Raw genomic sequence first — 6,329 nt, 5'->3', positions numbered from 1 at the left:
AAGGATTGGCGACCCGCATTGCGAGCAAGGTGACGCATCTCGTCGTCAAAGCCGTATTGCGGGCGCGATTTGGGATCGATGTCCTCACCTTTACGGTTATCAACGATGCCTAACTCACATCAGGCGTGCCTTTTGACATTCATCCCTCATAATTCATCCTTCATCCTTTGCTCTATGTTCTATTTTGCCTTCATCCCTCATAATTCATAATTCATCCTTTTCTCGGTTCTTGCCAATTCAGCCGCAACTGAAAACGCCGCAAGACGGCCAAAATCGGCTTACCAAAAGCCACAATTAACAACAGATTGAACAAAGCGCGCGCAGCATCCCAGCCCAACGAAGTCAGCAGATAAAAAGCCCAATAGCGCTCCAAAGTTGGCCCAAGCCCCAAGCCTGGTTGCCACGAAATTGCGCTTTCGCCAGTGCTAAATGGCCAAAACGTCAGATTCATCAATGCGCCAAACAGCAAGCCCCAAAGCCAGCCAAACCCCGCCAACAAGGCTACTTCCCACCAACTACCATCAGCAATCTTCAACCAACGTTTAAGCGGTCGCAATCCACTGGTCGTCAGGCCCAGCCAGCCCATCGCCAACATCTGAAACGGCATCCACGGGCCAATCCCAGCCACTAACAAGGCCGAAACCGCTAAACTGAGGCTGCCCAGCAAAAAGCCAAAGCGCCCACCATAGACATAGCCCGCCAAAATCACCAAAAAGAAAAAGCTTGGGCTATCGCCAGGGCCAGCAGGCAAGCGCAATACCGCATTAATCGCCACCAACATACCTAAGGCTGCCACCACCCGCGAATTCATGGCATGGCTATTAATATCGCTCAAAATAATGCCTAGCAGCAACGGCCCCAACACCAGCATAATGATTGGCGCATCGGCGGCATGGTTATCGCCAGCAGCAACTTCGCTCAAAAAAAATGGATAAAAAAAGGCAACCAGCCCAACCAGACTGGTTACCCCAACTAAAATGCGGCTTGCAAACGGCGTGGCTCGGCTCATGAAACAGTTTCGATCAATGGATCAGGATAAACGATTGTTTCGTAGCGGGTGCGCAAGGTCGTCAGAATTTTCTCTAATTCTGCTGGTAAGGGCGCTTCCCACGAGCGCCATTCGCCATTGCTCGGCAAGCGAAAGCCCAAATGATAGGCATGCAAGAAGTGGCGTTCGATGCCAAAAGTTTCTTTGGGCTTGCGATGGCCATACAAGGCATCGTTCAAAATTGGCCGATTGCGATAGGAAAAATGCACCCGAATTTGATGCGTCCTGCCTGTTTCCAAGGTGGCGCGCACCAACGAATATGGCCCAAGCACCTCGAGCACTTGATAATGGGTCACCGCATAGCGGCCTTCAGGCGTGACCATCATGCGCAAACGATTATTAGGATTGCGACCAATTGGTGCATCGATTGTGCCGCTTGGCTCACGCCAATGGCCTTCAACCAAAGCCAAATATTTTTTATGCATGCGCCGCGCCATTTGCTGCTCGGTCAGCACCATCCGCGCTTGGTCATGCTTGGCGATCACCAACAAGCCTGAGGTATCTTTATCAAGTCGATGTACAATCCCAGGCCGCAAATCGCCGCTGGTCGTCAAATGCGGGTAACGATAGAGCAATGCATTGACCAAGGTACCATTGGTATGGCCTGGCGCAGGGTGTACCACCATGCCCGCAGCCTTGTTGACCAGCAACACATCGTCATCTTCATACACAACATCGAGTGGCAAATCTTCGGCCACAATATCGGTTGGTTTGGCTAAGGGCAAATAAATTTCAATCTGATCTCCAATTTGCACTGGCAAACTGGCCTTTGCACCGCGCCCATTGACCCGAATATGCAAATCGGTGATTAATTGTTGCACATACGTCCGCGATAAATCAGGCATGCTAGCAGAAACAAGCCGATCGAGGCGCTGGCCTGCTTCTGCTTCGTTCACCTGAATGGTCGTTAAGTTATCCGTTTGCTCCATCGCTCTAGCCTCTCCTGTGCTGGTTAACTATTAGCAGCCTCGATTGAAAGTGCTGCATAGGGCAAGACCTCTAGGCGTTCAATCGGAATCGGCTTGCCAGTTTTGAGACAAATGCCATAGGTGCCATGCTCAATCCGCTCAAGCGCTGCTTCGACTTCGCCAATCAAGCGCTGCCGATCTTCAATCAAGGCAAAATTCTTTTCGCGCTCGAAAATATCCGAGGCATCATCGGCAATATGGTTACTGACCCCAAACTCGGCATCTTGATTCAATTCGTCGGTCGCTTCTTCCAAACGCTTGATTTCTTCGTTCAAATGGGTATGTATATCGTGCAAGCGCTCTTTGAAATAGCCTAACTGGGTTTTTGATAAAGTCATTGGGTAACTCCCACACAAATTTTTAAGCCAGGATTATAGCACGCCCATGGGCAAGACTCTAGCCATGAACCTGCATTTTTGCCAAATCATGCAGAGATCTAATGCTTTTGGGATTTATGTGGATTAATTGAGCGCTATTGTACCCGATATTTAGCTAGCTAGATTTAGTGGCTACCCCATTCAACAAACCAATACACCTGCATCGGGGTTAAAGCCCGTTCCTCGCCAGTTGCTAAGGTATATTCCATCAAGCCATCGTAGCCATGGATATATAGAAATTGCTTGCCATCGGGATTCCAGCTGATACGACCATCATCAATATTTTGGGCTAGTGGCTTCATAACCCCATCACTAACCGTAATCTGCCACAAGGAAACTGGCTCGCCGTGGGCGCTCGCCACTTCTACGCCCAACAAGCGTTCCCACCACGCCAATTCTGGCTCTGCGCCGCCGCCAATCGCGCCCGGCCCGCCATTGACCGTCACCACAACCATGCTCCCATCGGGCGACCAACGCGGGGCAATGATCGATTTAAACGGTGGATCAGGCTGGCCCAACGGCTGAGCATTGCTACCATCAATAGCTGCAATCATCAACGAGGGGAAGCCAATCTCAACATTTGGTTGCACATACACAAGCTGCTTGCCATCGGGCGAGACTGCAGGCGTGGTGCTGCCATCAACGATAACTGTTGCTTGGTTGCTACCCAATCCATACTGCACAACTGCTGCTTCTTCGCCAAGGAAATCATTTTTCTCATTAATCAAGGTACGGCGGCGGGTCAAATACAGCGATTGATCATCGCCAGCCCAGCTTGGTTCGCTCAACGAATCGCCTAATTGGCCATAGGCCAAGAGCCGACCCTTGCCAGTTGCCACATCAAGGCCGCAAATAATGCTTGATTGCAACCAAGGAATCGCCAAATCAATCGGCGGCAACATTAAAGCATAGGCCAACGTTTTGCGATCATGCGACCAAGCGGCATCGCGAATTAACGTGCGCTCTTTGACATTCGTCAGTTGGCTCATATCGCTGCCATCGCGATTGAGCGTCCAAATATTGCCTTCGAGGCCAACAATAACTGGCTTGTTGATAGGCTCAGTATCAATACAATAGCCTGCGAGATCCGCCGGATTGATGCCAGCTGGCGCTTGCGGCGCTGGTGTGACGTTGTTCGAGGCCGCTCCACAACCAACCAAACTGATGACCAAGCCAATGCTTAAAAGCTGTTTCTTCATAGATTTTGCCATTAGATTAAAACAATACCGCTGAGTGTTAACCACTCAGCGGTATTGTAACGCGTTTTGCCAAAAGCTTTATTTGCCGACGACTGGCAGATAGAGCTTATTGTTGACGACCGTCACGACAAAGGTTTGCTCGAAGCTATCGTCGCCATCGCTCACCGTTACGGTGATGGTGGTTGTACCAGTTTGGCCAACGGCGGGAGTCAAGGTCAACGTCCGTTCAGCACCAGTGCCCTCAAGCGTGATATTGGCATTTGGCACCAAAGCTGTGTTTGATGATTCAGCGCTAACCGTCAGGTTATTGACGCTATCATCAACATCAGTCAAGGTAAACAAAATTGGGCCAAGCGTTGAATTGATGGTAATCGTTTCATCAACGAAGCTTGAAAGCTCAGGAGCATCATTGACCGCGTTGACCGTCAATTGCACAGTGCGAGTCACTGCGCTCAAGCCATCGCCAATCGTGAAGGTCAGGCTGGTGTTGCCTGAGGCATTCAAGGCTGGCGCAATCGTGAAGGTACGGGTGTAGGCATTCGTGCCAGCAGTCACCACAATATCGCCATCAGCAACCAAATCTTGGTTGGCAGAAACGGCAGTAATCGTAATATCGCTAGCTGCGGTATCGTTGTCGATTGCCCCAACCTGAACCGTGACTGGGGTATCTTCGTCGGTGGTTACGCTGGTTACGTTGCCGGTAGCGTTTGGCTTGTCGTTAACCACAACCACAAAGGTATCGCTGGCTGAGCCTTGGCCCGTAACCCGCACTTGAATCGTTGCAGTGCCATAACGGCCAGCAGCAGGCGTAACGGTGATGTTCCGCGTCGTGCCCGTGCCAGTAATTGAAATATTGGCATTTGGCACCAAGGTTACGTTCGATGAGGTTGCAGCCAATGTGACCGTCGTCGTATTGGGGCTAGTGACGAAGCGTGGGTCGACGATTTGGAAACTAATCGGCCCAGTGCTGCCATTTTCGACAATAACCGAATCGGGAATATCGTCGATTTGAGTTACGTCAAGCAAGCGATCTTCGATCGTTGGCATAATTGGCTGATGCTCATCGATGTATTCCAACACCACATCGGCCATAACCGCTAAGGTCGTGCCTTTACCATCGTTAAGCATGGTATAGCCGTCGCCACCAGCGTTGGTAAAGTCGTTGGTTGCCAAGGTGTAGATCGAGGTTGTGTTTGAAAGCACCTGCGTGCCATCATTCAAGGTAATCGATTGCACTTGCTGGCCAATCGCTTTTGATGAATCAAAGGTTACTTTGAAACCCGAAACTTGAGGGAAGCGACCATTTGCGCCAGGCAAAGCACCCAAACCAAATTCCATCACTTGCCACAATTGGCCACCAGTGACGGTGCGGGTTACGACGGTATTGCCAAATGGCAGCACGGCGTAAATATCGCCCAACACCAAATCGTAGCTTGGGCCAGTTGGGTAGCCAACACTGGCGCGGCGCAAGTTGCGGTTCATTGGGGTATACGATGATGGCAAGGTATCGCGCAAGCCACCGCCATTGGTAAAGGCGATTTGCGTGCCGTATTTCTCGCGCATTGCATCGGTGACCAAATTGCCCAATGGCACTTCGGCAACCCGTTCAACGTTGTTACCACGGGTGTAGAAACCATGGCTCAAACCAATTGGCGTATCAAATTGTTGCGCCAATAGAGTGCGGTAAGGGGTCAACATGGCTTCGATGGCCGCAACTTTGGGCACATTCGCAGTTGGTGTTACAAAGGTAGCGCTCTTATTCGTTACCGTTTCGGTGGTGGTATCGTAGGTCAAATTAACCTTCAGATACTGCAAACCTTTGCTCTTATTTTCGGTAACCAACGCGCCATTGATCGTATTTTGGAAGTTTAAGTCGGTGTGATCGCCTAAGATCAAGTCGAAGCCAGTCACGCCGTTGGCAAAATCGATCAATGGGCCTTGATTTGGGGCGGTAATCCCTTTGTGGGTGATGACCACAAACACATCAGCGCCTGCTGCCTCAGCTTGAGCCTTAGCAGTCATTGCTGCATTAATCGAATCGGTAATTTGAATTGGCCCAAAGTTGCCTGGTTTGACCAGGCTTGGAGCTTCTTCGTTTACCAAGCCAATAACCGCAACTTGCACACCTTGGAATTCGAAAATTTTGTAGGGTGCTACGCCGGTCAACACGCCAGTGGTGTTGATCAAGTTGGCAGCTACATATTGGAACGGAATCCCATTGTTGTAGCTTGAGCCAGGCGTTAATGGTGCGGTTGGCGAGCCAGCCAATTCGATCATCTGTTGCAAGTGGCCAACGCCGCGGTCAAAGTTGTGGTTGCCAAAGGTATTCACCTGAATACCCATCATGCGTTGGGCCAACACTGCTGGCACTTCGTCAAACATCCCCGAAAGAGGCGGCGTAGCCCCAAAATCATCACCAGCGGTCAAGGTAATGGTGTTGGGGTTTGCAGCGCGATCAGCATTCCAATAGGTTGCAATCGTGGAAGCTCCCCCAGCCGCTGGCGTACCACTTGGGTCGAGTTGCCCGTGCCAGTCGGAAACATTCAAGAGTTGAATGTCGACGACTGCAACCGGCGCGGCACTGGTCAAGGTTGAGCTAAGCGGAACAAGCGCACTCAAGATGGCGCAGAGAGCAACAAGGACAAGCAGTTTTCGTTTCGTCATAGGCCATGGGATGACAGAGGTTTAGCACCTTTGCCATCGTTCCCCCTTTCGTGGAGCGACAATGATCTAAATT

General features: G+C 50.7%; 5 protein-coding genes and 1 pseudogene. 1 reads left to right on the top strand and 5 read right to left on the bottom strand.

Going from position 1 to position 6,329, the window contains the following annotated elements; all coding sequences use genetic code 11:
* Positions 1-113, top strand: a pseudogene (locus C5S61_RS27670) (IS982 family transposase); the annotation flags it as partial.
* Positions 114-211: 98 nt separating this feature from the next.
* On the opposite strand, the gene C5S61_RS05105 reads toward C5S61_RS27670, so the two are convergent.
* The 5 genes from C5S61_RS05105 to C5S61_RS05085 all read right to left on the bottom strand — a co-directional run bounded on the left by C5S61_RS05105 (position 212) and on the right by C5S61_RS05085 (position 6,211).
* Positions 212-1,009 (bottom strand): ECF transporter S component, encoded by a 798-nt coding sequence (locus tag C5S61_RS05105; protein ID WP_110514007.1) that lies wholly within the window; start codon positions 1,007-1,009, stop codon positions 212-214.
* Entirely contained in the window at positions 1,006-1,977 is a 972-nt protein-coding gene (locus C5S61_RS05100) for an RluA family pseudouridine synthase (protein ID WP_110514006.1), read from the bottom strand. The genes C5S61_RS05105 and C5S61_RS05100 overlap by 4 nt, the downstream gene beginning before the upstream one ends.
* A gap of 23 nt (positions 1,978-2,000) precedes the next feature.
* Positions 2,001-2,354, bottom strand: a complete 354-nt coding sequence (locus C5S61_RS05095) for a TraR/DksA family transcriptional regulator (protein WP_110514005.1) — start codon at positions 2,352-2,354, stop codon at positions 2,001-2,003.
* A gap of 164 nt (positions 2,355-2,518) precedes the next feature.
* Positions 2,519-3,592, bottom strand: coding sequence for a TolB family protein (locus C5S61_RS05090; protein ID WP_164689241.1), 1,074 nt, complete (start codon positions 3,590-3,592; stop codon positions 2,519-2,521).
* Positions 3,593-3,670: 78 nt separating this feature from the next.
* Positions 3,671-6,211: a 5'-nucleotidase C-terminal domain-containing protein gene (locus C5S61_RS05085; protein WP_205701365.1), complete on the bottom strand. Its 2,541-nt coding sequence runs from the start codon at positions 6,209-6,211 to the stop codon at positions 3,671-3,673.
* Positions 6,212-6,329: the final 118 nt, after the last annotated feature.

The sequence above is a fragment of the Herpetosiphon llansteffanensis genome (assembly GCF_003205875.1).
Lineage (GTDB): Bacteria > Chloroflexota > Chloroflexia > Chloroflexales > Herpetosiphonaceae > Herpetosiphon > Herpetosiphon llansteffanensis.
This window is presented reverse-complemented; position numbering and strand designations above follow the sequence as displayed.